This window comes from Rhodococcus sp. NPDC057529 (genome assembly GCF_042802055.1).
Taxonomy (GTDB): domain Bacteria; phylum Actinomycetota; class Actinomycetes; order Mycobacteriales; family Mycobacteriaceae; genus Rhodococcus_F.
Map to the genome: position 1 here is coordinate 317944 of NZ_JBHVEY010000010.1, position 24738 is coordinate 342681.

Sequence of the window (24738 nt, forward strand, 5' to 3'; positions counted from 1 at the left end):
GAATATTGCCGTCAGGCCTGTCCGACGCTGCGCAACCCTACCGAAGGGTAGCTGGTTGAAACCTGTTCCAGTTGCCGGCGGAGGCTCGCGACCCACGTGTGGACGCTCGCGGCAGCGATGTCGTTGCCCGGATACCGGACCGCCAGATTGACGCCGCGGGGGGTGCGATTGATCCATGCGTACACGTCGTGGGTGTACTGCCGGCTCCGCAACGCCCGGGCGTTGCGTTCGTGCCAGCGGCCCGCTTCGGGCACGAACCGGACGTCCATGTAGGAGACGACGAAGCGCGGCCGGATGGGGATGTCGAGTTCCTTCTCGATCTGGTCGAACGGGACCACCGAGATCGGTTTCGTCCGCGCCACGCTGTCGGCGGCCTCGCGCGCGACGGCGGCGAAATCGTCCGAGGTCACCTCGAAGTCGATCGGGCTCAGACCGACGAACCAGCCCAGCGCGGACGCCCACTGCGGGGAGTGCCGGGTATGGACCGGAGTGACCGTCCGGAAGCGGTCGTCGCCCGCCACCTCGGCACCGGCCAGGCCGAGGCACGCGAGCAGGCCGGGGAAGAACCCCACATCCGCCTCGCGGCACGCCGAGTTGAACGCGGCAGCCTGGTCGGCGTCGAGGATCCACGCGGACAGGTTCTGCTGGGCGTATGACGTGCGCGGGCCGACTTCCAGGGGGAACTCTGGGAGTCCCGGCCCCTCGAGTGCGGACCGCCACACGTCGAGCGCCTCCCGCTTGACCTCGGCGTCGGTGGAGTTCTCGCGCTCCTCGCGGCCGAAGTCGATGTAGCTGCCGACGGGGAACAGGTTGGCCGTGCGACCGGACAGCGCCTCCTCGTAGAGCGCGGTCAACTCGTGGGCGACGAGCACGATGGAGAACCCGTCGATGATCGAGTGATCCGCCGCGAAGAACACGGTGAACCGGTCGCGCTGCACGGTCTCGAGCGTCGCGAAGACGTACGACGGCCAACTGTGCGGCGAGGCGTACTCGTCGAACAGTTGCTGCAGGTGCGCGAAGTTGTCGCCACCGGCGGCGTCGTAACCGTGGCTGACGACCCCCACGTGCAGCCCGCCCTGCGGCACGGTCCGCCTGCATACCCGCTCGGTCTCCGTGTCGAACGTCGTGTGCGAGCGCAGCACCTCGTGGCGATCGGTCCACTTCTCCAGCGCGGTCCGGAACGCGGTGACGTTCAGCGTTCCGTGGATCTCGAATGCGGTGCCCAGCCAGGATTCGCGACCGTCGGCGTCGGCGCACCGGCGCAGATGTGCCTCGTGGATGTACGACGCAGGACGGGGATCGTCCACCCACTCCGAGCGGGCGCACGGCAGCCATTCGGTGAGCGCACCCACCGGAACGGGGTAGTCGGCAAGTTCGGTGAATTCCATCGGTATGTGATCAGACCCTGCCTAGCCGCGGAGATGCCGCTTGATTCGCGCGAGCATCGCCGACATGCCGCGCAGCCGCAGCGGACTGACGGCGTCGGCGAGCCCGAGCGCGGAGTAGAAATCGTCCGGAATGCCGAGGATGGTGACGGCACTGTGCCCATCGAGGCCCTGGTGCAGGATCGACGCGAAACCCCGCGTCGTCGGTGCCTCCGCGGGCGCGCTGAAGTGCAGTCGCACGTGCTCCGGATCGGAGTCGTCGACCGACAGGAACAGCGGCGACTGGCACTCGGGCACCGGTTCCATCGCGTCCTGCTCGAGTTCGGCAGGCAAGGGCGCCAGTTCGCGGCTGAACTCCAGCAGCAACTGCAGCTTGTCCGAGCCGTCGACGGCGGCGAAGTCGTCGACGATCTCGGCAAGCGAATCGGGCAGTTCGGTCATGACGTTGCGCCGGGAACGTCTCCCGGCTCTTCACCCCTGACGATCGGAACGCGAACCATGTTGCCCCATTCCGTCCACGAACCGTCGTAGTTGCGGACATTGGGGTAACCGAGCAGGTGGGTGAGGACGAACCAGGTGTGGCTGGAACGCTCACCGATCCGGCAGTACGCGACGATGTCGTCGTCGGCGGACACCCCGCCGTAGATCTCGTTCAGTTCACCGCGCGAACGGAAACGGCTGTCGGGTGCCGCGGCCTTGGCCCACGGAATGCTCTGCGCGCTCGGGATGTGGCCGCCGCGGAGTGCGCCCTCTTCCGGGTAGTCGGGCATGTGGGTGCGCTCGCCGGTGTACTCCTGCGGCGAACGGACGTCGATCAGCGGTCCCTTGCCGAGATGATCGAGCACGTCGTCCTTGAACGCGCGGATCGGGGCGTCGTTGCGCTCGACCACCGGGTAGTCGGTGGGGGAGGTCTCGGGGACGTCGAACGCGGTGTCCCGGTTCTCGGCGATCCACGCGTCGCGGCCGCCGTCGAGGAGACGGACGTCCTCGTGCCCGAACAGCGTGAACACCCACAGGGCGTACGCCGCCCACCAGTTGCTCTTGTCGCCGTAGATCACGACGGTGTCGTCGCGGCTGATGCCCTTGCGGCTCATCAGCTCGGCGAACTGTTCCCCGTTGATGTAGTCACGCGTCACCGGATCGTTGAGATCGAGGTGCCAATCGACCTTGACGGCGCCGGGGATGTGACCGACGTCGTAGAGGAGCACGTCCTCGTCCGATTCCACGACCTTGAGGCCGGGTGTGCCCAGATTCGCGGACAGCCACTCCGTCGACACGAGCCGACCGGGATTGGCGTACTCGGCGAAGGACTGGGTGGGATCTGGCGCTACGGGCACGGGTGGGCTCCTGGGGCAGATGCGACGGGGACGGATCAATTCTAGGCGGACGCCGAAGGTTCTTCCGACCGGCGTTCACACTTACCTTCCGCACACGGTGAGGACGGTGACAGCGGGCGCGTAGATTCGCACCCGAACGGAGGCCCCATGCCCGACATCGCGACGCGCGCCGACCTGGAATTGCTGCTCCGGCACTTCTACGGCCGGGCATTCGCCGACCCGGTCCTCGAACCGGTATTCGAGACGCTCATGGTGATCGGCCTCGACGACCACCTGCCCGTCATGTGCGACTTCTGGGAGACGATCCTGCTGCGCACCGGCGTCTACCGCGGCAGCGTCGGCGCCGTGCACAGGGCGCTGCACGGCAGGCACGGATTCACCGACCGGCACTTCGACCGCTGGGTCGAGCTGTGGACGTCCAGCGTCGACGAGTTGTTCCTCGGCGACGTGGCGCAGCAGGCCAAGAGCGAGGCGGCCGGGATCGCCGTCGGGATGCAGCGGCGACTGCTCGAGCCCTCCCGCGTCAGACGACCGGAGTGCCCTCCAGGTTCAGCTGACTGGTGAGCTCCGCGATGGGAGTGACACCGTTCTCGCAGATGTCCTGCATGATCTCCCGCAGCCGTACCACGAACTCCGTGACCGCACGCCGTGCCGTCGGCGTCTCGGGGAACCGCGACCGCAGCGCGAGACCGCGATGGGTGCGTGAGATCCAGAACTGGGCATCGTCCGCGACCGTCACGTTGCTGATGTGATGGGCGTTCAGTTCGTCGTGGTCGTCGGTGCCCGGCAGCTTGCGGTAGTCGATGTAGGAGACCATGAACACATCGGTGCGGGTCCGGCGATATCCGTCACCGAGTGCCTCCCGCACCTGGGCCATCGTCACGCCCTCGAGCGTGAGTGCCGTGCGGAACGAGGCGTGGGTGTGCGCCAGCGAGGCTTGGAAATCGCAGTCGGGGGTCAGTTCGACCGTCAGCGGCGCGCTCGTCGTGAGCCACCCGATCGCGTTGGCCCACTGCGGGTCCCGGCGGATGTGCAGCGGAAACTGCAACGGCATCCGGTCGGTGCCGTTGATCGACTGCACGGCCAGGCCCATCGCGGTGAGCGTCCCCGTGAACAGGCTTCCCCCGGAGTCCAGGCAGATCTCCTCGAACCGGTCGGTGCCCGAGGCGTCGAGGAGGGGACGCACGTCGGCGCCCTGCGGGGCGGGCCTGCCGGCCTCGACACCCAGATCGAGCGGGAAACTGGGCGCGGTACCGCCGCAGCGCTCGTAGAAGCGGGCCCATTCCCGCACCCGGGGGTCGCCCATCTCGGTGACCGGCGCCTCGGCTTCGAGTTCGCAGTACCGCAGGAAGCTCCCCGGATCGCCCAGTTCCTCCGTCAACTGCGCCTCGGTGAGCACATCCGAGCGCCCGAGCCCGATGATGCGCTGATAGATCTGCCGGAGTTCGCCCAGCGCGATGACGAGTGAATACCCGTCGACGAGTGTGTGATCGAACGCACTGACCACGGTGTAGTGCGAATCACGCTCGATGGTCGCGAACAGGTAGGCGGGGAACGTCAGCGGATCGCACGCCTCGGTGAACCGGTACCGCAGATGGTCGCGGAGCTCGTGCGGTGACGTCGTCACCGAGGACTCGGACGCGACGACGGTGATGTCGTCGGGGTCGAGATCCACCCGGGCCATTGCATCCGGGCTCACGTCGAAGCCGGTCTGCAGCGTGTCGTGACGCCGGATGAAGTGCACCAGCGCCTGCGCGAGCGCGTCCCGGTCGAGTCGGCCGGGGAGGTCGAAAGCCGCTGCCATCCAGACGCTTCGGCCGACACCGTGCGTGCGTGCGGTGTCGAGATGGAACTGCTGGTTGTACGACGGCGGCACCGCCGAGGCCGACACTTCGCCCGGCGCGACGGACCACTCCGTCACCAGGCCGGGTTCGAGCATGTACCGGTCGATGGACGTGACGTGCACTACTCCGCCCCTGTGGCAGTCGCGAATTCCGCGGCCGCCGGCGCGAAGGGCGTCACCGTGTAATCGCCGTCGCGCGCCACGGTTTTCATGATGGTCGACAATCGTTCGGCATACGCGCTCACCGACCGGTGCGCCTCCTCGGTGTCCGGATGCGAGACAGCCATCCACGTGCCCTCGAGAATACGGTTGATCCAGATCGACGCGATCTGGGTGGCCTTGCCACCCACGATGCCGGTCGCGCGGGTCGACGTGAAATCCTCGGTCTGCGGCAACCGCCGCCCGTCGATGTACGACACGATCGGCGGCGGTGCGAGCGTGGTGTGATGCGACGTCGCCTCGGGGCCGGCCTGAGCGAGCACGGTGTCGATCACCTGCTGCACGGACACCTCACCGAGAGCCTTGCCCGAACGGTAGGCGTCCTGCGCGCGTCCGGCGAGCCCGGTGAACGTCGCGGCATCCTCCAGGGCGAACCCGACCGGAACGAGGTTGATGAACCACCCCTGGGACCAGTAGAACTGCGGATCGTTGCGAGTGGTGAGGGGGGACAGCGCCATGTAGCGGTCGCGCCCGACCAACTCGTGTTCGGTGATGGCAAGGGCCGCGAACACGCCGCCGATGAAGTTGGAACCGTGGGCCTTGCACACCGCGCCGAACCGCTCGCATTCGTCGGCGTCGGCGAGGTCGAACCGGCTGCCGATGGCCGGTTTGGGTGCGTCGGAGGCGCCGAGGTCGAGGGGAAAGCTCGGGAAGGTTCCGCCGTTGCGGGTGAGGTGGCCGATCCAGCCGTGGACCTCGGGGGAGGCGAGGGTCAGCGTCGCAGCCTTCTCCCGTTCCCGCCGGCTGTACTCCACGTAGCTTCCCGGATCCGGCAGTTCGGGCTCCGCGCCGTCGAGTTCGGCCTGATAGAGGATCCGGGTCTCGGCAAACGTGAGGATCATCGACTGCATGTCGGTGTGCGCGTGATCGACGGCGTGGAACAGGGTGAAGCTGTCCTCGGTTCCGGGTGCCCCCGTGTCGTAGTGCTCCACCACACCGAACACGAATGCAGGCCAGGCCAGCGCGCTCGTGTCGTTCGCGAAGCGCGCGGCGATGTGGTCACGCACCTGTTCGGGGGTGGTGAGAGTCTCGCCCTCGTGTGCGGTGAGCGCGATGGAGTCGGCAGGCACGACGTGCCGCCGGACCGCGTTGCCGGCGTCCGTGGGGTCCGCGTCCGCATCCTCGAACGAGAACCAGCTGTGCAGCGTGTCGTGCCGCAGGACGTAGCGCTCGAGGGTGCGGGTCATCGCCGCGCGATCGAGCCTGCCCGGAAAGTCGAACGCGATGCCGATCCACGGTGACTGGGTCTCGCCGTTGTTCGCCGCCTGCCGGGCCCGCCGCAGATGCCGTTCCTGCATCGTCGTCGGCAGCGCCGGATCCACCGGCGCCTCGGCAGCCGCACGTGCACTCGCGTCCGTGACTTTCCACTCGACTACCCGCCCAGGTTCCGGCTTCCAGTGGGTGATCAAGTTCAAGTCCATCGAGCGGCTCCTGGTGTCGAATCGAGATTGCGAGATCGGTCGGGTGTGGCACGGCCTTCTCGCAACAGGATGCGGCACCGAGTGCCTTACCGCGAGAGGTAAAGAAGTATGAGACTGATTACAGGCCGGTCCCAGTTTAGTCAAGTGTCAGCCAAAGGGGTTCTACGCTGCAAGTTCTTCGCGTACCATCCAGCAACTTCGGAACAACCTCACAGCAACCTGTGAGGTTCGAGCCGCTAGCCTGTCCGGATGCCTGTGACCCAGCGTGACGCACTCTATCGGGGCGAACTCGGTCGGTGGGTCCCCTGGCTGGGTTTGGCCACCAGTCTCGCCGCCGTGTTCATGCAACTCCTGGACGCGACCATCGTCAACGTCGCGCTGCCGAGCATCGCGGTCGACCTCGGCGCCTCGGTGTCGGCGCAGTTGCTGATGGTGAGCGTCTACACCCTGTCCTTCGCATGTTCCCTGATCACGGCGGCGCGACTGGGGGATCTGCTCGGCCGGCGACGCGTCTTCCTCACCGCACTGGCCGTCTTCATCGTGGCCTCACTGCTCTGCGGGCTCGCCCAGACGCCGACCGCTCTCGTCGTGTCGCGGGCGCTGCAGGGGCTCGCGGCGGGGTCGATGTCGGCGCAGACGTTCGCCATCATCTCGGGACTCTTCCCGAAACGCGCCCACCCGCGGGTGTTCGGGATCTACGGCGCGACCATCGGGCTCGCCACGATCTGCGGTCCCCTCGTCGGCGGACTTCTCATCCAGTGGGACCTCTTCGGCTGGGGCTGGCGGCTCATCTTCTTCGTCAACCTCCCGCTCGGTCTCGCCGCCCTGGTCCTCGGCTACTTCTACCTCGTCGACGCGAAGCCGGACGGTGCTCGCCAACTCGACCCGGGAGGTGCCGTGCTGTCGGCAGTCGGGCTGTTCCTCCTGATCTTTCCGCTCGCGGAAGGACGTGAACGCGGCTGGCCGACGTCGATCGTGGTGATGCTGCTGTGCTCGGTGCCGGTGCTGATCGCCTTCGTCGTCTACGAGTGGCGGCTCGGGCGCCGCGGCGGCGACCCCGTCCTGCGCCTGGAACTGTTCACCGACCGCGCGTTCTCGCTGGGCGCCGCCATCGCGTTCGTATTCTTCGGCACTCTCACGTCGCTGATCTTCACCATCTCGCTCACCCTGCAGTTCGGGTTCGGGTTCTCCCCGCTGCGGGCCGGGATGACGACGCTGCCGTGGGCGCTCGGCACCGGTCTCGCCGCGCTGGCCTCCGCCGCCGTCTACCGGCGCATCGGCAACCTCGTCCTGCCGTCGGGGATGGTGCTCTTCGCGGGCTCCCTCGTCGTGCTGGCAGCGCAACTGCAGCACGAGGGCACCGATCCGAGGTGGTCGGCGCTGGCCGGGCCCCTGTTCATCGGGGGAGCCGGGCTCGGATTGTTCGTGGCGCCGCTCCAGACGGCGATCCTCGCGACCGTGCGACCGCAGAACGCGGGCTCGGTGTCCGGGCTGCTGCCGACGGTCCAGCAGGTGGGCAGTTCGATCGGGCTCGCGGTGGTCGGCGTGGTGTTCTTCAACCTCGTCGCGACACAGTCGGCGGACGCGGTGCAGGCCGAGCGGCCGGCGCTGACCGCTCAGCTCGCCGAGGTCGGGGTGCCGCCGGGGCTGATCCCGCGCGCGGAGGAGACGTTCGTGCGGTGCGCGTCGGAACAGCTCGGGTCCACGTCTCCGATGACGGTGCCCGGCGAGTGCCGCTCACCGGTATCGGGAGGAACCCCCCTCGGTGCTGCCCAGCAGCAGATCGCCGACTCCGCGGTGGTCGCGGCGCGGGAATCGACCCGCAATGCGGCAGGTGAGGCGTTTCTGCAGGCGGAACGCCGCATCCTCTGGATCATCGCGGCGGTCGCCGCTGCCATCGGGGTGGCGTCGCTGACCCTGCCGCGCCGGAACCAGCCGGTCGACGACGGGTCAGTCGCCGCGGCCTGACGTCGCCCACAACTCGGCGACGCCGACCCCGACGTCCGCGAGCAACCTCCGGACGAGTGGCAGACCGATCCCGATCACGCTGGACGGGTCGCCCTCGATGCGGTCCACGAACCATCCGCCGAGGCTGTCGAGGGTGAACGCACCCGCGACCTGGAGTGGTTCTCCGGTCGCCAGGTAGGCCTCCAGATCGGCGTCCGGTGGGCTCGCGAAATGGACCACGGTGGCGCTGTGGTCGTGAGCGTCGCCCACCACCGCGCCCTCGGCGATCCGCAGGACGCTGTGCCCGGTGAGCAGGGTCGCGCTGCGGCCGGCCATCGACGACCAGCGCTCGCGCGCGACGTCGACGGTCCCGGGCTTGCCCTGCAGCGAGCCGTCGATCAGCAGCATGGAGTCGCATCCGACGATCACCGCGTCCGCGATCCCGTCGCGCGCGAGAACGGGGAGGACGTCCTTGGCCTTGGCGCGGGCCAATTCGGTGACGACGTGCTCGGGGGCGGCGTCGGCACCGAGTGCCGCGATGAGCGCATCCTCGTCGACCCCGGAGACTCGCACCACCGGTTCCACGCCGGCACTGCGCAGCACCGCCAGCCGCGCCGGGGACGCCGAGGCGAGAACGAAGGACGTCACGAGGCCCGGATCAACGCTGGTACGCCGATACGTTCGGGAACGCGTACGGCGAGAACGGGGCGACACTCCGGTGCATCCGGGTGGGGGCACCCCAGGACTCGGGCGGGATACCCGAATCCGGATCACCGCTGCCTGCGGCCGCGACCGCGGACAACACCGCGACGAGTGTCGCGATCTCCTCGTCGGAGGGCGAACCCTTGACCACCTTCAAGAACGGCTCGCGGGCCGCATCGGCTGCGGCACCGTCGGCGGGGAGGTCGGTGACTGCGCCCTCCTCGAGCGTGGTGCCCGCTGCGGAACCGTTGACTGGCGACGTCGCATCCGGACCGGTCTCGGTGCCCATGTCGTCCTCGGGGAGATCCGTCACTCTGTCCAATGATTCGCCGACACTCATAGCGGGATGTTCCCATGCTTCTTGGGCGGGAGGGTGACCATTTTGCGTTCGAGCAGGCGCAGGGCGGCCACGATCTGTCCGCGGGTGTGGGACGGGGGGATGACGGCGTCGACGTAGCCGCGTTCGGCGGCGACGTACGGGTTGACGAGGGTGTCCTCGTATTCCTGCTGCAGTTGCAGGCGCAGCGCGTCGACGTCGTCCCCGTTTTTGGCGGCCTCGAGCAGGCGTTTGCGGTAGACGAACCCGACGGCGCCGGAGGCGCCCATGACGGCGATCTGGGCGGTGGGCCAGGCCAGGTTGACGTCGGCGCCCATGTGCTTGGAGCCCATCACGTCGTAGGCGCCGCCGTAGGCCTTGCGGGTGATGACGGTGATCTTGCCGACGGTGGCCTCGCCGTAGGCGTAGAGCAGTTTCGCGCCGCGGCGGATGATGCCGTTGTATTCCTGGTCGGTGCCGGGCAGGAAGCCGGGGACGTCGACGAGGGTGATGATGGGGACGTTGAACGCGTCGCAGGTGCGCACGAAGCGGGCGGCTTTTTCGGAGGCGTCGATGTCGAGGCAGCCGGCGAAGACGGTGGGCTGGTTGGCGACGATGCCGACGGAGCGGCCGTCGACGCGGCCGAAGCCGACGACGATGTTGCCGGCGCGTTCGGCCTGGACCTCGAGGAATTCGTCGTCGTCGAGGATGCGGCGGATGACCTCGTGCATGTCGTAGGGCTGGTTCGCCGAGTCCGGGATCAGGGTGTCGAGTTCGAGGTCCTCGGCGGTGAGGGAGTCCTCGATGGCGCCGGTGATCGGGTCGGTGGGCAGCATCCGGGGGGCGGCGGCCTGATTGTTCGACGGCAGGTAGGAGAGCAGGTCCTTGACGTAGTCGAGGGCGTCCTGTTCGCCGGAGGCGACGTAGTGGGCGACGCCGGACTTGACCATGTGGGTGTGCGCGCCACCCAAATCTTCCATGGTGACGTCTTCGCCGGTGACGGTCTTGATGACGTCGGGGCCGGTGACGAACATCTGGGAGGTCTGGTCGACCATGACGACGAAGTCGGTCAGGGCGGGGGAGTAGACGTGGCCGCCGGCGGCGGGGCCCATGATCAGGGAGATCTGGGGGATGACGCCCGACGCCTGGACGTTGCGGTGGAAGATTTCGCCGTAGAGGCCGAGGGAGACGACGCCTTCCTGGATGCGGGCGCCGGCGCCTTCGTTGATGCCGATCAGGGGGCGCCCGGTTTTGAGGGCGAGGTCCATGACCTTGACGATTTTTTCGCCGTAGATTTCGCCGAGGGAGCCGCCGAAGACGGTGGCGTCCTGCGAGAACACGCACACGTCGCGGCCGTCGACGGTGCCGTAGCCGGTGACGACGCCGTCGCCGACGGGGCGGTTGTCGGCGAGGCCGAAGTTCACCGAGCGGTGCCGGGCGAGGGCGTCGAGTTCGACGAAGGAGCCCTCGTCCAACAACGCGGTGATGCGTTCGCGGGCGGTGAGCTTGCCCTTGGCGTGCACTTTTTCGACCGCGGCTTCACCGCTCGGGTGCTGCGCCTCGGCCTGACGATTACGCAGGTCGGCGAGCTTTCCCGCCGTCGTGTGAATATCGGGCGTACTCGCCGACTCCGCCGCGCTCGGCTCCTGAACAGTGGTCATGACAGGTCAGCTTAACGAGCGCCGGCGAGCTTCCGCCAAGGGAGGTGGTCACGCGGCGGGTTGCCCGGACCCGGCTACTGACCAGTACCTTTTCCTGCTCGTCCTAGGCTGTGGTGATGTGGACCGACCTGAACCGACCCCCTCTCAACGCCGACAATCTGCGGGCGGCGCTCGTCCGCGGTGACGACGACAGCGACCCCCGCAAGTTCTGGTCGCGGCTCGACGTGGTGCAGGAGACCGGGTCCACCAACGCGGACCTTCTCGCGCGCGCCGCGACGTCGGACTGCGACCGGCACGTGCTGCTCGCCGAATTCCAGGGCAGCGGCCGGGGCCGCCACTCGCGCGCCTGGGTGAGTCCGCCGCAGGCACAGATCGCCGTCTCGGCGTTGCTGACGATGCCGGGGATGAGCCTCCAGGACATGGGGTGGCTGCCGCTGCTGACCGGCGTCGCCGTCGTCGACGCGCTGCGCGCCACCGCCGAGGTCCCCGCGGAACTGAAGTGGCCCAACGATGTGCTCATCGACGGACGCAAGGTCGCCGGGATCCTCGCCGAGGTGTCCGCCACGGCACCGGATCCCGCAGTCGTCGTGGGGATCGGACTCAACGTGAGCCTCACGAGAGACGAACTGCCCGTCGAGCACGCGACGTCGCTCGTCCTCGAGGGCGCCGAGGTCAGTGACCGCGACACCCTGGTGCGGGCGGTGCTGCGCGCCATCGCCGACCGCTGGCGGCAGTGGCACGACTCGAACTGGGACGTCACGGAACTCGCCGCGGCCTACCGTGAGCGCTGCGGCACACTCGGCCAGCGGGTGCGCGCCGAACTGCCCGGCGGGCGCGAACTGATCGGCATCGCAACGGACGTCGACGCGGAGGGCCGGGTCGTGATCGCCCCCGACGGACAGCCCGGCACGGTCGCCGTCGCCGCAGGTGACATCACACATTTACGCCCGGTGCGCACCGAGTAGTGCCACACTGTGGTACATGAGTACCTCAATTCCGGAGTCCTCCGTCACCGCAGCCCGGCGCACGTTGACCGGTCTCACGGTGGTGCTCGGTCTGCTCACCCTGGGCCTGGGCATCGCCGTGCTCGTGTGGCCGCACGTGACACTCACGGTGCTGGCCGTCCTGATCGCCATCCAGTTCTTCGGATTCGGGATCGTCCAGATCATCCGGGCGTTCGCCGACGTCGAGGCCGGTGGAGCCGCGCGCACCCTGATTGGCGTATCCGGCGCCCTGGCAATACTTCTCGCGTTCCTCGTGCTGAGGAGCCCGCTCCAGACCGTCGTCATCATCGCGCTCGTCGTCGGTGCGTGGTGGGTGTTCCGGGGTGTCCTCGACATCGTCGAGGGGGCCTCCGGTTCGGTCGCGAACCGTGGCCTGACCATCGTGCTCGGAGTGATCAGCGTCGTCGCCGGGGCGTTCGTGCTCCTGCAGCCCGAACTGTCGCTCGAGGTGTTCGTGATCGTGGTCGGAGTGTGGATGGTGCTGTACGGCATCATCATCGTGATCACCCCGATCGTGCTCAGCCGCATGCGATAGAGGCACACTCTTCGCATGGGATATCCGGAGGACGCGCTCGCCGAGGACGAGGAACTACTGCTTCACCGCCATCCGCACTGGAAGATGTTGCTGCTCCCCGCCGTCACCTTTCTGCTGGCGACGGCGGTCGCGGGTTTCGCGGCGGGTTTCGCCGAGAACAAGCTGGACGGCTCCACGCTGAACGTCGTGCTCGTCGTCGTCCTCGTGCTGTGGCTGGGACTCGTCGTATGGCGCTGCGTCGCGCCGTTTCTCAGCTGGAAGTTCACCCACTTCATCGTCACCGACCGACGCGTCCTCATCCGCCAGGGTGTGATGACCCACACGGGGATCGACATTCCGATGGGACGCATCAGCAACGTGCAGTTCCGGCACGGCCTCCTCGACCGGATGCTCCGCACCGGAACGCTCGTCATCGTGTCGTCCTCCGACGACCCGCTGGAATTCGACGACATCCCCGACGTTCAGCGCGTCCACTCGCTGCTCTACCACCAAGTGTTCGACGCGATGGATCTGCACCGCGAACGGGAGCGGGAAGACCCGCGCGGCGACGCCGACACCGGCAAAGGCTGGTAACCGGTCACGGCTGTCTCCGCACCTCCGTACGCTGTGGAGGTGACTGCTGTATTGCTTGCCGAAGATGACGAAGCCATCGCCGCCCCGCTGTCGCGGGCACTGGGCCGGGAAGGGTACGACGTCACCATCGAGCAGACCGGCCCGGCAGCGCTCGAGCAGGCGCTCGACGGTGCCTACGACCTACTGATCCTGGACCTCGGACTCCCGGGGATGGACGGGCTCGAGGTGTGCAGGCAGGTCCGTGCCCACAGTTCGGAGCTGGCGGTGCTCATGCTCACCGCGCGCACCGACGAGGTCGACTTCGTCGTCGGACTCGATGCGGGCGCCGACGACTACGTGGGCAAGCCGTTCCGGTTGGCGGAGTTGATGGCCCGGGTGCGTGCCCTGCTGCGCCGTCGCGGCGGCGGCGAGGATTCCGTCGTCGAGGTCGGAGGCATCCGGCTCGAGCCGGCGGCCCGCCGGGTGCTCGTGAACGGAACCGAGATCGCCCTCGCCAACAAGGAGTACGAGCTTCTGCGGGTGCTGCTCGAACATGCGGGGCAGGTGGTGTCGCGCGACACGATTCTCGCGGAAGTGTGGGGCGACGTGGAACTGCGCGGCTCGAAGACCCTCGACATGCACATGTCGTGGCTTCGCCGGAAGATCGGTGACGAGGGGCCCGCCGCCGAACGTCGCATCGCGACGGTCCGCGGCGTCGGTTTCCGCATCAACACCGACTAGGCGGGGTAGTGCGCCGCAGAATTCTCCAGTCGATCCTCGCAGTGGTGATCCTCACGGCGCTGCTGCTCGGCGTGCCGCTGATCTACACGGCCTGGTTGTGGGTCGAGGACTTCAACCGGAGCGACCTGCAGGTCCGGCTGGATCGGATGGCGGCGGAGATCATCACCCAGGAGGGCGTCAACGGCGTCGTCGAGGGCGACCTGGACACGAACTCTCTGCGACTGCTGACGCCCGCCGGGGGCCGTCTGGTCGTGGTGTACCCGACGACCGACGACGGCGCCGCACGCGTCGACATCGGCGAATCGTCCGTGCAGTCGCCACTGGTGGAGTCTCTCGCGATGGGCACGTCCGGTTCGCTCCGCCTCGAGGTGCCGTCCGACGAGATGCGCACCCAGCAACGCCAGGCCGTCGGTGCCGTCGCGCTGCTGGTGCTCGTGTCCATCGCCGCAGGCACCGTCGTGGCCTACGTCACGGCGAAGCGGCTCGCCGATCCGCTACGGGACGTCGCGAACCGGGCGGCCCGGCTCGCCGAGGGCGACTTCCGGCCGGACGTGCGACGCCACGGCATCCCCGAACTCGACCGCGTCTCCGACGTTCTCGACTCGGCGACCGTAGAGATCGCGGGACGGTTGCAGCGCGAACACGCGCTCGTCGCCGACGTCTCCCACCAGCTCCGCAGCCGGCTCACGGCTGTCCGTCTCCGGCTCGACGAACTGTCCGTGCACCCGGATCCGGCCGTCGTCGTCGAGGCCGACGAGGCCATGGCACAGGTGGACCGGCTGACCGTCGCGATCGACGAACTGGTCCGCTCGTCCCGCAGCAGCGGCACCGAGACCCAGGTGTCGGTGATCCGGGAGCTCGGTGTGGTCATCGCGGACTGGAAACGGCCGTTCGAGGACGCCGACCGCGAGTTGCTGCTGCGCGGAGACACGAACGTGATGGCGTCGACCACCGGTTCCCGGCTCCGGGAGGCGGTGGCCGTACTCGTCGACAACGCGCTCATGCACGGGGCGGGGACGTGCACCGTCTCGGTGCGCCTGATCCAGGGACAGAATCAGAGGGCGCCGGGCAAGGAACTGTCGCCGCGCGAGGCGATGGTGTGCGTGGAGGTGTCGGACGAGGGGGTCGGTGTCAGCAACGACCTTGCGCCGCACATCTTCGACCGCGGTTTCTCGGGGGCCGGTTCGACCGGTGTGGGCCTGGCACTGGCCCGCGCGCTCATCGAGGCGGACGGTGGCCGGCTGGAACTGCAACGTCGCCGTCCGGCCCTGTTCGCGATCTTCGTCCCCATCGCCCGCGAGCACGTGCCGACGCGCGTCACCGGTATCCGGGAACCGCGCTGAACGTCAGGGCTGGCCGATCTCTTCCTCGGCGGCCTCGTCGACGAGATCCGGATCGACGAGATGCACGTTCTCGTCGGGGAAGGCGAACCGGCGGAGGGCCCAGAAGCGGAACACCATCTGCAGCAGGTTTCCGATGATGTAGTTGAGCACGAAGTCGACGATCACGAGCGTGGTCAGGTTGTCCTGCGTCTCGCGGATGTCGAACACATTGTTGGCGATCCACAGGGGCGCGGCGGCGAGGAGAACACCGATCCCGCTGATCGTGAAGAACAGCAGGGCTTCGTGGTGACGTTCCCGTCCGCCGCGGTTCTTGAACGACCATTCGCGGTTGAGAATGTAACTCAGGACCGTCGCGAGAATTCCGGACAGAACCTTCGCGACCACCGGCTTCTCTTCGAGGATCGTGAGGCTCAGCGAATAGAAGATCGCGAGGTCGAAGACCATGGTGGTGCCGCCCACAATCGCGAACTTGATCAGTTCGTGATGCCGCAACGCGAGAGCCCGGAAAGGCTGGGGAACGCGTGCAAGGACGCCGTCGACAAATGACACAACGGATGAGTTTACGAAAGTCGGACCGGATACCACCAATTGGCGGCGAGATCATCAGGAGAATCACAGAAACCGGGGACCGGCGACCTCGGCGGTGGAACCCGCCGCCGGACGTGACAAACTAGTAACCCGTGACCGGCAACTCTGACTCCACACCGCGTCCCACGACTCCCCGCGATCTGACCGCCGGGCAACCCGTCGTGACGATGATCGGTGGCGGCCAACTCGCGCGAATGACCCACCAGGCCGCAATCGCGCTCGGCCAGACACTGCGGGTGCTCTCCGGCACCGCCGACGAACCCGCAGCGCAGGTGAGCCCCGACGTCGTCCTCGGGAGCCACACCGACCTCGACGCGCTCCGCAGGGCCGCCGTCGGGTCGCACGCGCTGACGTTCGACCACGAGCACGTGCCCACCGAGCACCTCGACGTCCTCGTCGCCGAGGGTGTCAACGTGCAGCCGCCGCCGACGGCGCTCATCTACGCGCAGGACAAACTCGCGATGCGCCGCAAGCTCGGCGAACTCGGCGCACCGGTTCCGGCGTTCGCCGAGGTGACCTGGGCCGAGGATGTCGTCAAGTTCGGCGCCGAACACGGCTGGCCCGTCGTCATCAAGGCCGTCCGCGGCGGGTACGACGGTCGCGGCGTGTGGATCACCGGCGATTCCGACGAGGCCGAGCGCATCGTCACCCAGCAACTCGACAAGGGTGTCTCGCTCCTCGTCGAGGAGAAGGTCGAGATGCGGCGTGAGCTGTCCGCGATGGTGGCACGGTCACCGTTCGGGCAGGGCGCCACGTGGCCGGTCGTCGAGACGGTGCAACGCCACGGACAGTGCGCCGTGGTCCTCGCCCCCGCCCCCGCACTGCCCGACGCGGTCGCGGAGGCGGCCGAGGAACTGGCGCTCCGCATCGCGTCCGAGCTCGGAGTGGTCGGCTCCATGGCCGTCGAACTGTTCGAGACCACCGACGGCACGCTCGTCGTCAACGAACTCGCGATGCGCCCGCACAACTCCGGTCACTGGACCATGGACGGCGCCCGCACCTCACAGTTCGAGCAGCACCTGCGCGCCGTCCTCGACTACCCGCTCGGCGACACCGCACCCCTCGCACCGATCACGGTGATGGCGAACGTGCTCGGCGCACCGACTGCGCCCGAGATGAGCATGGACGAACGCGTCCACCACCTCTTCGCGCGGATGCCCGACGCGAAGATCCACCTGTACGGCAAGGGTGAACGTGAGGACCGGAAGATCGGTCACGTGAACATCGTCGGCGGGCCCGGCTCGATCGACGACCCCGAATACGTGGCACGAATCCGTGAGCGGGCCGAACGTGCCGCACACTGGCTCTCGCACGCTGAATGGACCGACGGATGGGATGAACACGGTGAGTGACACGGCAGCACGGCACGGCGCACAGGTCGGGCTCATCATGGGCAGCGACTCGGACTGGCCCACCATGGAGGCCGCCGCCGAGGCGCTCGCCGAATTCGGGGTGCGTTTCGAGGTCGGTGTCGTCTCCGCACACCGCACACCGCAGCGCATGCTCGACTACGCGAAGGACGCCGCAGGCCGCGGCATCCAGGTGATCATCGCCGGCGCCGGTGGCGCCGCCCACCTGCCGGGCATGGTCGCGTCGGCCACGCCGCTGCCCGTCATCGGTGTGCCCGTCCCGCTGAAGTACCTCGACGGCATGGACTCGCTGCTCTCGATCGTGCAGATGCCCGCAGGCGTCCCCGTCGCGACCGTGTCCATCGGCGGAGCCCGCAACGCCGGCCTCCTCGCCGTCCGCATCCTCGCTGCCGCCGACCCCGCCCTGCAGCAGCAGATGGTCGCATTCCAGGACGGGCTCGAGAAGATGGTCCTGGGCAAGGATCAGGCCCTCCGCGACAAGCTGCTGGGCTGAGTTCACTTCCGGCGCACGGCGGCGATGATCTCGTCGGCAATCGCATCGGGATGGGCCAGCACGTCGTAGGCCGCGAAGCGAAGCACCATCCACCCCTCCCGGACGAGCCAATTCTGACGCCGGCGGTCTCCTCTGAACACGATGGGCTCAGCTCGGCATCGACGAGTGATGTGGCATCTCGCTCGGGCATGACGACGGCGCAGTCGAAGAGCGCCTGGGCGTGAGGTTGTGGATGAACGCTGCCGGGAGCGCTTATCCTGCGCACATGAAACGCAGCCGCGGGATGCCGACGATCCGGGCTTCGCGGGGGAATCCGCAGTCGGCGGCGATCACTCGACTGGCGCTGGCGTATGCCCGGCTGTGGGGTGCGCGCATCGCGTTCGACGACGAGTTCGGCCTCTTCGTGTGCAGCGGCATGCGCGGTGGGTACGCGCGAGGTGGGACGACGGTCGGCGGTGCGTTTCTCACCGGCAAGGAACCGGCGAGACCGCTCCTGCGACACGAAGCGGTCCACGCCGACCAGTGGGCGACGTACGGGTGGACGTTCGCGCTGCGGTACCTGTTCGAGGAGTCGAGGCGCCGCGGTGCCCGGAACAGGTTCGAGATCGCCGCGGGCCTCGCGGACGGCGGCTACCGGGACAGCTGACGGGTGATCTTCTCGGTGTCCACGCGCCGCGCCTGCGCTGCGGTGTCGGCGTGGGCGACCTGCACCAGTGACGCGCCGGCCGCGAACACGGCCACCAGCCCGTCGATCAGGGCGTCGGGGGAGTCCCACGCCTCGACGGACAGTACCCGGTCGGTGCCGGTGATCCCGTGCGACTCGGCGGACGCCACGGCCGCGGCGAGAACGTCGTCGACGCTCCTGCCTGCCAGCGCGGGTCCGGCGACCGTCGGCCGGAACTGGTCGCCGTGAACACGCACCGAGGTGGCGTAGTCGGTGATGCCGGCGGGGAGGTCGGGAACGGGGCGGCCGAACGCGTCCAGCGACAGCGCCGCCACCTCCGGGACGTCCTCGACGTCGCCCAGACGCGCAGCGGAGACGAGGGCGATCTCGGCGTCCGCGTCGGGTTCGAGGACGACCTCCGCGCCGGCCCACCAGGCGCCGAGGAGGACCGCGGCGGTCTGCCAGTGCGCGGGCAGGAGCACTGCGACGCGGGCGCCGGGTTCGACGGCGAATTCGTCGCGCAGCAGGTTGGCGGTCTTGGCCGCCCAGTTGGCGAGGGTGAGCGCCGAGAGTTCGACCCGTTCGCCCGTCGCGTCGTCGTAGAACGTGACGCGCGGTCCGGCCGGGTCGTTCTTCAGGATGGGGTCGAGCAGAGCATCGGTCAGCGTGCGGGACGCATGGTTCATGGACACAGTCCGTCTCTCGTTTTCTAGTTCACACAACGCGGGCCCGACGAGCCGGCATCGATGGGCGGGCCGGGCGGTGCCGGGGTGGGGGTCGTTCCTGCCGTGGACACGGGTTCGAGGCCCGTCTCCGAGGACTCGGACGACGAGGTGGTGCTGATGGTCTCCGCGGACGTCGGCCCCTGGTAGTCACCGGCCAGCACCACCCGGACCGAGCCTTCCGGCAGGGTCGAATCGGTGTCGGTCGGGAGCCCGCCGAGTGCGGCCGCGACCGCCTTGGCGCTGTCGTCGTCCGCGGAATGCGCGAAGACGGTGGTCTCGCTCACCGCTTTGCCGGTGTAGTTACCGATCTCACCCTGCCCGTAGCCGAGCGATGTGAGTGCGTCGGCCACACCGTTCGCGAGACCGCCGACGTCGCTCGCGTTCGCGACGTCGACGGTGACGGTCGAGGCGTCGATGTCGGGTGTCTCGGACTTGGTGGTCGTGTCCTCCGAGTCGGTGGGCTCCTCACCGACGAGACCGGCCACGTACTTCTTCACATCCTTCGGCTTGACCTCGACGATGGACTCGCCGTAGTCGGTCATACCGTTGAGGTCCGCCACCGGAATGGTCTCGAACTGCACCTTGCCGCCGGCGAGGTCCTGCAGCTGGGTGGCGAATTCGATGATGTCCCAGTCGTCGTCGAGCACGACCGAGCGTTGCACCGCCCCGCTGAGTTCGTTCAGTTTGCCGGGGTCGCTGAGAGTTTTCGCCGACAGCACCTTGCCGACGAGCGAGGCCATGAACACCTGCTGGCGCACGATGCGGTCGAGGTCGCCGCGGGGCAGGTCGTGGCGCTGGCGGACGAAGCTCAGTGCGTCCGCACCCTTCAGCGTCTGCTCCCCTGCGGGGAAGTGGGCGCCCGACATGTCCTCGTCCACCGGTTCGTTGAGGCAGACGTCGACGCCGCCGACCGCGTTGGTGAGGAGGACGAACCCGAGCAGCCCGACCTCGGCGTAGTGGTCGACGGTGATGCCGGTGAGGTCTGCCACCGATTCGATGAGGGCTTCGCGGCCTGCCTTCGTCGATTCCTCCTCGGCCTCCTTGTCGGTGGCTCCGTCCTCGACGAGTTTCAGCCGTTCGGTCTCCTTGGTGGCGCCGTAGGCGGCGTTGATCTTCGACATGCCGATCCCCGGCACGTCGACGTACGAGTCGCGGGGGATCGAGATGGCGGTGGCGGAACTGCCGTCGTTCGGCACGCGGATGAGGACGATGGTGTCGGTGTTGGACGCCACCTCCTCGCCGGCCCGCAGCGAGTCGAGTTCCTCCTGGGAGAGGGGGTTGCCGTGGGCGTCGGTGCGGCTGTCGGTGCCGACCATGAGGATGTCGACGGCGCCGTCGGCGCTTCCGCCGAGTCCGAGACCGCCCGCGGTTGCCAGATTGTTGCGCAGCGAGTCGATGCTCCGCCACGCGAATCCCGTGACGACGAGTGCGAGCACCGACAGCACCGCGACAGCGATGTGAATCGGCCGCCGAGCGGTGCTCGGGGGAGCGTCTGGTGCGGGTTGCTCGTGTGACACGGAAACCAGGCTACTGGTCGACGCGGCTGGAGCAGGGAGGCGTGGATCGGCGTGCCAGACTGGGCGCCGTGACGAACATCCTTGTGACCGGCGCCCGGGGGCAGCTGGGCGGACACCTTCTCCGACGCGCCGAGGCCGCCGGGATTCCGGCGCGGGGTGTGGGGTCGGGCGAGCTCGACATCACCGACCGCGACGCGGTGGATGCCCAGGTCGAAGCCGGCTCGGTGGTGATCAACTGCGCCGCGTACACCGCGGTCGACGCCGCGGAGTCGGACGAGGGCACCGCGCGGGCGGTGAACGAGGACGGTCCCGCGAACCTGGCGGCGGCGTGCGCCCGCGTGGGTGCCCGGCTGATCCACGTCTCCACGGACTACGTGTTCGCCGGGGACGGCGACACGCCGTACGAGGTGGACGCCCCGACCGGTCCCGCGACCGTCTACGGACGCACCAAGCTGGCGGGCGAGCGCGCCGTCCATGCTGCGCTTCCGTCCGCGCAGATCGTGCGCACGGCCTGGGTGTACAGCGGGGTGGGGTCCGACTTCGTCTCCACCATGCGCCGCCTCGAGCGCGAACGTGACACGGTCGACGTCGTGGACGACCAAGTGGGTTCGCCCACATTCGCCGGCGACCTGGCCGACGCGCTGCTCGAACTGGCCGGTCGCGGCGACATCGGCGCACCGGTACTGCACGCCACGAACTCGGGCCGGGCGAGCTGGTTCGACCTCGCGCGTGCCGTGTTCGAGGAGGCAGGTGCCGACCCGCAGCGCGTGCACCCGTGCACGAGTGCCCAGTTCGTGCGCCCCGCCCCGCGACCGGCGTTCTCGGTGCTGTCCGGCCGCGGGTGGGCCGACGCCGGGCTGACCCCGTTGCGGCCGTGGCGAGACGCGTTGCGCGCCGCTCTGCATGCCGCGGTGTGAGAGGGACCCCCGTTCAACGGCTACGCTTGCCCGCGTGAGTTCGAAGCTGGCCGTGGTGACGGTGACCTATTCGCCAGGTGAGCATCTGGAGCAATTCCTGGGCACTCTCGCCGAGGCGACGAAAGAAGATCCGCAGGTCGTGATGGCCGACAACGGTTCGACGGACGGCGCCCCCGAGGCCGCGGACGCGGCGCACGAGCATGTGCGCCTGCTGCGCACCGGCGGGAACATCGGCTACGGCGGTGCCATCAACAGGGCTGTGGCGGAGATCGACGACGACATCGAGTTCGTCGTCATCGCCAATCCGGATGTTCGCTGGGCGCCCGGATCGATCGACGTTCTCCTCGCGGCCGCCGAGCGCTGGCCGCGGGCGGGGGCGCTCGGACCTCTCGTTCTGGAACCCGACGGAAGCATCTACCCGTCGGCGCGTCAGGTCCCCGACCTGGTGTCGGGCGCCGGGCATGCGGTGCTGGGCACGGTGTGGCCGTCCAACCCGTGGACTGCCGGCTACCGCCAGGAGAACGAGACCGTCAGCGAGCGGTCCGTCGGGTGGTTGTCCGGTTCGTGCCTGCTGATGCGCCGCGTCGCGTTCGACTCGATCAACGGCTTCGACTCCCGCTACTTCATGTACATGGAGGACGTCGACCTCGGCGACCGCCTGGGCAAGGCCGGATGGCTCAACGTCTACGTGCCCTCCGCCGAGGTCACTCACGCGAAGGGGCACGCCGCGGGCAAGCATCCGGAACTGATGCTGCCCGCACACCATCAGAGCGCGTACCGGTTCCAGGCCGATCGCCATCCCCAGTGGTGGCAGGCGCCGCTGCGGTGGGCACTTCGGGGAGGATTGGCGGTGCGGTCGAAGATCGCCGTGGCCGCCGCGGTCCGCGAGCGACGCAGGAACCAGAACGAGGGGGGAACGACAGATGGCAATTGAGAAGACGACCGATGCCGTGGTGCTGGTCGGCGGCAAGGGGACGAGGCTGCGCCCGCTGACCTTGTCGGCGCCCAAGCCGATGCTGCCCACAGCGGGTCTGCCGTTCCTCCAGCATCTGCTGGCGCGGATCGAGGCTGCCGGGATCACGCACGTCGTGCTCGGCACGTCCTTCAAGGCGGAGGTCTTCGAGGAGTACTTCGGGGACGGTTCCAAGCTGGGACTCGAGATCGACTACGTCACCGAGACCGAACCGCTCGGCACCGGTGGCGGCATCCGCAACGTTCTGCCGAAGCTGCGCGGCGACCACGCGATGGTCTTCAACGGTGACGTCCTCGGCGGCACCGACCTGGGGGCGATCCTCGACACGCACCGCACCCGTGACGCCGACGTCACGCTGCACCTCGTGCGGGTGGGGGATCCGCGGGCGTTCGGCTGTGTGCCCACCGATGCGGACGGCCGGGTGACCGCCTTCCTCGAGAAGACCCAGGACCCGCCGACCGACCAGATCAACGCCGGCTGCTACGTCTTCAAGCGCGAGATCATCGAACAGATCCCCGAGGGCCGTCCCGTGTCGGTGGAGCGTGAGGTGTTCCCGTCGCTGCTCGCCGGTGACGCCCGCGTCTACGGACACGTGGACTCGTCGTACTGGCGGGACATGGGCACTCCCGAGGACTTCGTGCGCGGCTCGGCGGATCTGGTGCGCGGCATCGCTCCGTCGCCGGCGCTCGACGGACCCCGCGGCGAATCGCTCGTCCATCCGGGTGCGGGCGTCGCTCCGGGTGCGCTGCTGATCGGCGGCACCGTCGTCGGCCGCGGCGCCGAGGTGGGTGCGGGCGCACGACTCGACGGTGCGGTGCTGTTCGACGGCGCCGTCGTCGAGGCCGGTGCCACCGTGGAACGGTCCATCATCGGTTTCGGTGCGCGCATCGGTCCGCGGGCCCTCGTGCGGGACGCGGTGATCGGTGACGGAGCCGATGTCGGTGCCCGGTGCGAACTGCTGCGCGGAGCGCGGGTGTGGCCGGGCGTGACGCTGCCCGACGGCGGGGTGCGGTTCAGCACGGACGTGTGAAAGGAACAGCGCCCCTAGCGCAGTCCGGCGAGGTGCACGAGGTGGTCGATCGTGGACTTCTCCGCGTTCGGCGGCAGAGCGTCCACCGGCCACCAGCGCAGATCCGTCGATTCGGAGCTTCGCACGATGTGGGCGCCGGACCGCGCGCGGACGAGGAACCGGAGATCCAGGTGCCGGGTGGGCTGCCCGAGTGAGCACGTGATCGGGTGGGTGTGCGCCGACAGCAGTTCGGGGTCGATCCGGAGGTCGGGAATCCCCGATTCCTCGCACGCCTCCCGCAGTGCGGCGTCGACGACGGTGTCGTCGGAAGGCTCACAGTGCCCGCCCAATTGGATCCACCGGCCGACCCGGGGATGCAGGGTGAGCAGCACATGACACCCTCCCTCGTCCAGGACGAGGGAGGACGCCGTGATGTGTCCGGGCGCGTACTTACGCAGGCACCCCAGCGGCGCGGAGGCGAGGAACGCAAGCATGGTGTGCCGCAACGATTCGTCGTTCTCGTCGAGTGTCTTCCAGCCCTCGAGCGCGGCGGTCGCGGTGCGGTGCAGTGATTCGGCGCTCATGGCGTGCAGGTCATTTCTCGACGAGGGCGTCGCCGGGGTCGGTGGGCCGGCGGGGTGTGAGTGGTTCGAGGGGGTAGCCGACGGCGATCGCGCCGAGCGGTTGCCAGTCGTCGGGTAGTCCGAGGACACCGCGCACGGTGTCCGGGGCGAAGATCGTCGAACCGATCCAGCAGCTGCCGATTCCCTTGGTGGCCAACGACACCAGCAGTGCCTGCACGGCCGCGCCGACCGCGACGGTGAACATCGTCGCCTCCGCCGCCCGCCGACGCGGATCCGGGTAGGGGTGTGCGCCGTCGGGCACACAGAACGGGATGATCACCTCCGGCGCGTCGAACAGGATGTTCCCCCGCGCCACCCGCGCCGCCACCGCCGCCGGGTCCATGCCGTCGGTGGTCAGGTCGGCCTGCCACCGCTCCCGCATCGCGGTCAGCAATTCCTCGCGCACCGTGCGGGTGCGGATCCACACGAACCGCACCGGCCGGGTGTGGTGCGGCGCCGGGGCGGTCAGCGCCTCGGCGATGGACGCCCGCACCGCATCCGGGTCGACCGGGTCGTCGGCGAAGTCCCGGACCGAGCGGCGCAGCAGCACCGCCTCCGCCCGCCCCCGCTGCACCGATTCGGCGGTGCCGAGCCAGAACAGGTCCTCCTCGCCGCCGCGGATCAGGTCCCGTGCCCGCGACCCGTCGTCGGTCAGGCCCAGACCGCGGACCACCGCGACCGGCACCCCACCGAGCTTGCCCTTGACCAGATCCCCGGCCGCGGCGATCTCGTCGGCGACCGCGACCTCCGTCACCACGAGTTCGTTGCCCTGCGAGTCCCGGGCCCCGGCGTATCCGTGCAGCACCGGCAACCCGGCCGCACCGATCGCGGCGTCGATCTGCCCGTTGCGCCA

General features: G+C 68.7%; 27 protein-coding genes. 13 read left to right on the forward strand and 14 right to left on the reverse strand.

Going from position 1 to position 24738, the window contains the following annotated elements; genetic code table 11:
• Positions 1-11: 11 nt before the first annotated feature.
• From ACFU5V_RS21975 to ACFU5V_RS21985, 3 genes are read right to left on the reverse strand one after another with little or no spacing between them, the layout of a single operon-like run.
• The gene (locus ACFU5V_RS21975; protein WP_378701813.1) at positions 12-1388 is read right to left on the reverse strand and encodes a condensation domain-containing protein; all 1377 of its coding nucleotides are present in this window, start codon (positions 1386-1388) and stop codon (positions 12-14) included.
• A gap of 21 nt (positions 1389-1409) precedes the next feature.
• Complete coding sequence (locus tag ACFU5V_RS21980; protein ID WP_124396532.1) at positions 1410-1826, reverse strand: SufE family protein; 417 nt, start codon at positions 1824-1826, stop codon at positions 1410-1412.
• Positions 1823-2722, reverse strand: coding sequence for a sulfurtransferase (locus tag ACFU5V_RS21985; RefSeq protein ID WP_072951493.1), 900 nt, complete (start codon positions 2720-2722; stop codon positions 1823-1825). The genes ACFU5V_RS21980 and ACFU5V_RS21985 overlap by 4 nt, the downstream gene beginning before the upstream one ends.
• Before the next feature lie 147 nt (positions 2723-2869).
• Here ACFU5V_RS21985 and ACFU5V_RS21990 point away from each other — a divergent pair, with 147 nt between their 5' ends.
• Positions 2870-3286, forward strand: a complete 417-nt coding sequence (locus ACFU5V_RS21990; RefSeq protein WP_378701815.1) for a group III truncated hemoglobin — start codon at positions 2870-2872, stop codon at positions 3284-3286.
• Here the strand turns inward: ACFU5V_RS21990 and ACFU5V_RS21995 are convergent.
• On the reverse strand, positions 3246-4688 hold the full coding sequence (locus ACFU5V_RS21995) for a condensation domain-containing protein (protein WP_378701817.1): 1443 nt from the start codon (positions 4686-4688) through the stop codon (positions 3246-3248). The two genes, ACFU5V_RS21990 and ACFU5V_RS21995, sit on opposite strands and share 41 nt — an antisense overlap.
• On the reverse strand, positions 4688-6205 hold the full coding sequence (locus tag ACFU5V_RS22000; RefSeq protein ID WP_378701819.1) for a condensation domain-containing protein: 1518 nt from the start codon (positions 6203-6205) through the stop codon (positions 4688-4690). The genes ACFU5V_RS21995 and ACFU5V_RS22000 overlap by 1 nt, the downstream gene beginning before the upstream one ends.
• A 249-nt stretch (positions 6206-6454) precedes the next feature.
• On the opposite strand from ACFU5V_RS22000, the gene ACFU5V_RS22005 reads away from it, so the two are divergent.
• Positions 6455-8173 carry an MFS transporter gene (locus ACFU5V_RS22005; RefSeq protein WP_378701821.1) on the forward strand — a complete coding sequence of 573 codons (1719 nt, stop codon included), beginning with the start codon at positions 6455-6457 and terminating at the stop codon, positions 8171-8173.
• Here the strand turns inward: ACFU5V_RS22005 and ACFU5V_RS22010 are convergent.
• Genes ACFU5V_RS22010 through ACFU5V_RS22020 form a run of 3 tightly spaced genes read right to left on the reverse strand, consistent with a single transcriptional unit; the run spans position 8156 to position 10831 of the window.
• Positions 8156-8800, reverse strand: coding sequence for a Maf family protein (locus ACFU5V_RS22010; RefSeq protein WP_378701823.1), 645 nt, complete (start codon positions 8798-8800; stop codon positions 8156-8158). The two genes, ACFU5V_RS22005 and ACFU5V_RS22010, sit on opposite strands and share 18 nt — an antisense overlap.
• Positions 8801-8810: 10 nt before the next feature.
• Entirely contained in the window at positions 8811-9167 is a 357-nt protein-coding gene (locus ACFU5V_RS22015; RefSeq protein WP_378701825.1) for an acyl-CoA carboxylase subunit epsilon, read from the reverse strand.
• Positions 9168-9190: 23 nt separating this feature from the next.
• The gene (locus ACFU5V_RS22020) at positions 9191-10831 is read right to left on the reverse strand and encodes an acyl-CoA carboxylase subunit beta (RefSeq protein ID WP_378701827.1); all 1641 of its coding nucleotides are present in this window, start codon (positions 10829-10831) and stop codon (positions 9191-9193) included.
• A 116-nt stretch (positions 10832-10947) separates the two neighbouring features.
• Here ACFU5V_RS22020 and ACFU5V_RS22025 point away from each other — a divergent pair, with 116 nt between their 5' ends.
• The 5 genes from ACFU5V_RS22025 to ACFU5V_RS22045 are packed head-to-tail and all read left to right on the forward strand — an operon-like array spanning position 10948 to position 15006.
• The gene (locus ACFU5V_RS22025) at positions 10948-11796 is read left to right on the forward strand and encodes a biotin--[acetyl-CoA-carboxylase] ligase (RefSeq protein WP_378437252.1); all 849 of its coding nucleotides are present in this window, start codon (positions 10948-10950) and stop codon (positions 11794-11796) included.
• Positions 11797-11812: 16 nt separating this feature from the next.
• Entirely contained in the window at positions 11813-12370 is a 558-nt protein-coding gene (locus ACFU5V_RS22030; RefSeq protein WP_378701829.1) for an HdeD family acid-resistance protein, read from the forward strand.
• A 15-nt stretch (positions 12371-12385) separates the two neighbouring features.
• Positions 12386-12943, forward strand: coding sequence for a PH domain-containing protein (locus ACFU5V_RS22035; protein WP_378701831.1), 558 nt, complete (start codon positions 12386-12388; stop codon positions 12941-12943).
• A 39-nt stretch (positions 12944-12982) separates the two neighbouring features.
• The gene (locus tag ACFU5V_RS22040; RefSeq protein ID WP_025432276.1) at positions 12983-13663 is read left to right on the forward strand and encodes a response regulator transcription factor; all 681 of its coding nucleotides are present in this window, start codon (positions 12983-12985) and stop codon (positions 13661-13663) included.
• An 8-nt stretch (positions 13664-13671) separates the two neighbouring features.
• Positions 13672-15006, forward strand: a complete 1335-nt coding sequence (locus tag ACFU5V_RS22045) for an ATP-binding protein (protein ID WP_378701833.1) — start codon at positions 13672-13674, stop codon at positions 15004-15006.
• Positions 15007-15009: 3 nt separating this feature from the next.
• Here the strand turns inward: ACFU5V_RS22045 and ACFU5V_RS22050 are convergent, their stop codons facing one another.
• Entirely contained in the window at positions 15010-15555 is a 546-nt protein-coding gene (locus ACFU5V_RS22050; protein WP_378437260.1) for a GtrA family protein, read from the reverse strand.
• A gap of 131 nt (positions 15556-15686) precedes the next feature.
• Between ACFU5V_RS22050 and ACFU5V_RS22055 the strand changes: the two genes are divergently transcribed.
• A complete protein-coding gene (locus ACFU5V_RS22055; RefSeq protein ID WP_378437262.1) occupies positions 15687-16946 on the forward strand; it encodes a 5-(carboxyamino)imidazole ribonucleotide synthase in 1260 nt (419 codons plus the stop codon).
• Positions 16930-17457 carry a 5-(carboxyamino)imidazole ribonucleotide mutase gene (gene purE / locus ACFU5V_RS22060; RefSeq protein ID WP_378437264.1) on the forward strand — a complete coding sequence of 176 codons (528 nt, stop codon included), beginning with the start codon at positions 16930-16932 and terminating at the stop codon, positions 17455-17457. Before ACFU5V_RS22055 ends, purE begins: the two co-directional genes overlap by 17 nt.
• A gap of 2 nt (positions 17458-17459) precedes the next feature.
• Here purE and ACFU5V_RS22065 read toward each other — a convergent pair whose 3' ends face one another.
• Positions 17460-17597, reverse strand: coding sequence for a DUF559 domain-containing protein (locus ACFU5V_RS22065; RefSeq protein WP_378701835.1), 138 nt, complete (start codon positions 17595-17597; stop codon positions 17460-17462).
• Between the two features lie 125 nt (positions 17598-17722).
• Here ACFU5V_RS22065 and ACFU5V_RS22070 point away from each other — a divergent pair, with 125 nt between their 5' ends.
• Positions 17723-18103 (forward strand): hypothetical protein, encoded by a 381-nt coding sequence (locus ACFU5V_RS22070; protein ID WP_378701837.1) that lies wholly within the window; start codon positions 17723-17725, stop codon positions 18101-18103.
• On the opposite strand, the gene ACFU5V_RS22075 is transcribed toward ACFU5V_RS22070, so the two are convergent.
• Positions 18088-18807, reverse strand: a complete 720-nt coding sequence (locus tag ACFU5V_RS22075; protein ID WP_378701839.1) for a TIGR03089 family protein — start codon at positions 18805-18807, stop codon at positions 18088-18090. The two genes, ACFU5V_RS22070 and ACFU5V_RS22075, sit on opposite strands and share 16 nt — an antisense overlap.
• A gap of 23 nt (positions 18808-18830) precedes the next feature.
• Entirely contained in the window at positions 18831-20309 is a 1479-nt protein-coding gene (locus tag ACFU5V_RS22080) for an LCP family protein (protein WP_378701858.1), read from the reverse strand.
• A 122-nt stretch (positions 20310-20431) separates the two neighbouring features.
• Here ACFU5V_RS22080 and rfbD point away from each other — a divergent pair, with 122 nt between their 5' ends.
• From rfbD to ACFU5V_RS22095, 3 genes are read left to right on the forward strand one after another with little or no spacing between them, the layout of a single operon-like run.
• Entirely contained in the window at positions 20432-21280 is an 849-nt protein-coding gene (gene rfbD, locus ACFU5V_RS22085) for a dTDP-4-dehydrorhamnose reductase (RefSeq protein ID WP_378701841.1), read from the forward strand.
• 34 nt (positions 21281-21314) lie between these two features.
• On the forward strand, positions 21315-22214 hold the full coding sequence (locus tag ACFU5V_RS22090) for a glycosyltransferase family 2 protein (RefSeq protein WP_378437273.1): 900 nt from the start codon (positions 21315-21317) through the stop codon (positions 22212-22214).
• Entirely contained in the window at positions 22204-23283 is a 1080-nt protein-coding gene (locus tag ACFU5V_RS22095) for a sugar phosphate nucleotidyltransferase (RefSeq protein ID WP_378437275.1), read from the forward strand. The genes ACFU5V_RS22090 and ACFU5V_RS22095 overlap by 11 nt, the downstream gene beginning before the upstream one ends.
• A gap of 14 nt (positions 23284-23297) precedes the next feature.
• Here ACFU5V_RS22095 and ACFU5V_RS22100 read toward each other — a convergent pair whose 3' ends face one another.
• Both ACFU5V_RS22100 and ACFU5V_RS22105 read right to left on the reverse strand, forming a co-directional pair.
• Positions 23298-23846, reverse strand: a complete 549-nt coding sequence (locus tag ACFU5V_RS22100) for an NUDIX hydrolase (protein WP_378701843.1) — start codon at positions 23844-23846, stop codon at positions 23298-23300.
• 10 nt (positions 23847-23856) lie between these two features.
• Positions 23857-24738 (reverse strand): coenzyme F420-0:L-glutamate ligase (locus ACFU5V_RS22105; protein ID WP_378701845.1); only part of this gene is annotated, 882 nt, incomplete at its 5' end.

What these genes read in the sequence shown, in the direction of transcription:
- ACFU5V_RS21975 (WP_378701813.1), bottom strand. Translation starts at nt 1,388, where the DNA reads ATGGAATTCACCGAACTTGCCGACTACCCCGTTCCGGTGGGTGCGCTC.
- ACFU5V_RS21980 (WP_124396532.1), bottom strand. Translation starts at nt 1,826, where the DNA reads ATGACCGAACTGCCCGATTCGCTTGCCGAGATCGTCGACGACTTCGCC.
- ACFU5V_RS21990 (WP_378701815.1), top strand. Translation starts at nt 2,870, where the DNA reads ATGCCCGACATCGCGACGCGCGCCGACCTGGAATTGCTGCTCCGGCAC.
- ACFU5V_RS22000 (WP_378701819.1), bottom strand. Translation starts at nt 6,205, where the DNA reads ATGGACTTGAACTTGATCACCCACTGGAAGCCGGAACCTGGGCGGGTA.
- ACFU5V_RS22005 (WP_378701821.1), top strand. Translation starts at nt 6,455, where the DNA reads ATGCCTGTGACCCAGCGTGACGCACTCTATCGGGGCGAACTCGGTCGG.
- ACFU5V_RS22020 (WP_378701827.1), bottom strand. Translation starts at nt 10,831, where the DNA reads ATGACCACTGTTCAGGAGCCGAGCGCGGCGGAGTCGGCGAGTACGCCC.
- ACFU5V_RS22025 (WP_378437252.1), top strand. Translation starts at nt 10,948, where the DNA reads ATGTGGACCGACCTGAACCGACCCCCTCTCAACGCCGACAATCTGCGG.
- ACFU5V_RS22030 (WP_378701829.1), top strand. Translation starts at nt 11,813, where the DNA reads ATGAGTACCTCAATTCCGGAGTCCTCCGTCACCGCAGCCCGGCGCACG.
- ACFU5V_RS22035 (WP_378701831.1), top strand. Translation starts at nt 12,386, where the DNA reads ATGGGATATCCGGAGGACGCGCTCGCCGAGGACGAGGAACTACTGCTT.
- purE (WP_378437264.1), top strand. Translation starts at nt 16,930, where the DNA reads ATGAACACGGTGAGTGACACGGCAGCACGGCACGGCGCACAGGTCGGG.
- ACFU5V_RS22070 (WP_378701837.1), top strand. Translation starts at nt 17,723, where the DNA reads ATGAAACGCAGCCGCGGGATGCCGACGATCCGGGCTTCGCGGGGGAAT.
- ACFU5V_RS22075 (WP_378701839.1), bottom strand. Translation starts at nt 18,807, where the DNA reads ATGAACCATGCGTCCCGCACGCTGACCGATGCTCTGCTCGACCCCATC.
- ACFU5V_RS22095 (WP_378437275.1), top strand. Translation starts at nt 22,204, where the DNA reads ATGGCAATTGAGAAGACGACCGATGCCGTGGTGCTGGTCGGCGGCAAG.
- ACFU5V_RS22100 (WP_378701843.1), bottom strand. Translation starts at nt 23,846, where the DNA reads ATGAGCGCCGAATCACTGCACCGCACCGCGACCGCCGCGCTCGAGGGC.